The organism is Mucilaginibacter sp. P4_G9 (genome assembly GCF_056400985.1).
This window is the reverse complement of sequence record NZ_JBFUKF010000706.1, coordinates 1-1,569: the sequence shown is the minus strand read 5'-3', so window position 1 is coordinate 1,569 and position 1,569 is coordinate 1. Positions and strand designations below refer to the sequence as shown.

Sequence of the window (1,569 nt, the reverse complement as noted above, 5' to 3'; positions counted from 1 at the left end):
TTTAGAAAGATAGCAGACCTTACTTTTCCGATATATATATTGCATTATCCCATATTGGTTTTGTGCCGGGAATTATCACCACATATTAAAAATAATTTCAGTCAAATGTGTTTAGCTATTATTGTAGTGTTAGTTACTACTTCGGTAATAGGGCTAATTTTAGAAAAACAACGATATTTATGGGTCAATTTTTTTAAAAGGGTGTTAGCTAAAATAGGTTAACATAATTGTTCATTAATATTTACCTTATGTCTACTAATTAATTTATGAAATATTACTATCAAATTGAAGGTTCCAAGCGAAATAACATAGGTGACATATTACAGGGAATGGTCGCGAAAGCTTTCCTCCCTGAAAATGCGTTAGTAGCGGATAGGGAAGATCTGGCTCACCTGGATACAGCCGAACCATCGTTTATTATCGCAAATGGCTGGTATATGCATTCATTTGAAAATTTCCCCCCTCCTCCAAATGTAAATCCTTTATATGTTTCAATACATGTAGCTAATTCGAAACTTTTAGCCGATCCGAATATCCGCGAACATTTTAAAAAGCATTCGCCGATAGGTTGCAGGGATACAAAGACTTTGAATTTATTTTTAGGCTGGGGTATACCTGCATATTAGTCCAGTTGTTTAACAACAACAACAAAAGCCAGGGGCCAGGTAACCAACGCTAACGAAGGTGAGATACTATTAGTTGATAATGTAGACCATCCTGTACCATTAGCAATAAAGCAAAAACTTGAGAGCTTATTAGGTAAGCCGCTGCTCAGCATATCACATGACCCRCCGCACCCTATAGGCAGTTTGGAAGATTACGCTGCTGAAGCTGAAACTCATATGAACGATTTGTTGAAAAGGTATTGTAGCGCCAGGATGGTTATAACAACCAAAATTCATTGCGCGCTTCCATGCCTTGGCATGGGGGTAAAAGTAATGATGGTTCACCCTCATCCTAATGAAGGCAGGTTGGGGCCGCTGGCAGAATTTATTGATATCATGTCATACGAAGAATTACTAAAAGCTACCAGTATTTCTGTTCCTGAAGTAAAACAGGAGACCTTTAATAAACGCCGCGCATTTCTTACCAAACTTGCAACAGAATCAACTAAACTTGGTTACAGCGCGTTGCGAAATCCTACTGATCCAGAATTTAGACGAGTAAAGTTCAAAAGTAATATTTTAGCGAAAGTCTATCGCGCAGCATTAATGACAGCATATCGCTTAGGCATAGCCAAAAATGAAATTAAACGGGTGTATGGTTCAGGATTATAACCGTTTTTTCTTGGGTTTTATCCTATTCTTTTTCGGTAACATAAAATGAAAATTTGATTATAGTGAAGAAGCTTTTGTTATTTACAACCCAGATGTTGGAAACCGGTGGTATTGAAAGCCATGTGCGGGAGTTTTGCCTTCAAATGTCAAAAGCGGGGATTAAGATTGATTTGGTGGTGCTAAACTCTTCAATGCTTCCCGAAAATGAGATTTTTTTTAAAAAAGTATGCAATAAGGTTTATCTTGCTAAAAGTGGACGTTCATATTCGCGCATATTGTGGTTACTTAAAAC

4 protein-coding genes are annotated in these 1,569 nt (G+C 37.2%); all 4 read left to right on the top strand.

Going from position 1 to position 1,569, the window contains the following annotated elements; genetic code table 11:
* Positions 1-222 (top strand): hypothetical protein (locus AC1DPZ_RS26910; RefSeq protein WP_477409292.1); only part of this gene is annotated, 222 nt, incomplete at its 5' end.
* 44 nt (positions 223-266) lie between these two features.
* Positions 267-626 (top strand): hypothetical protein, encoded by a 360-nt coding sequence (locus AC1DPZ_RS26905; protein WP_477409290.1) that lies wholly within the window; start codon positions 267-269, stop codon positions 624-626.
* 183 nt (positions 627-809) lie between these two features.
* Complete coding sequence (locus AC1DPZ_RS26900; RefSeq protein ID WP_477409288.1) at positions 810-1,277, top strand: hypothetical protein; 468 nt, start codon at positions 810-812, stop codon at positions 1,275-1,277.
* A gap of 62 nt (positions 1,278-1,339) precedes the next feature.
* Positions 1,340-1,569, top strand: a 230-nt coding sequence (locus tag AC1DPZ_RS26895) for a hypothetical protein (protein ID WP_477409286.1), incomplete at its 3' end; no start/stop codon positions are given.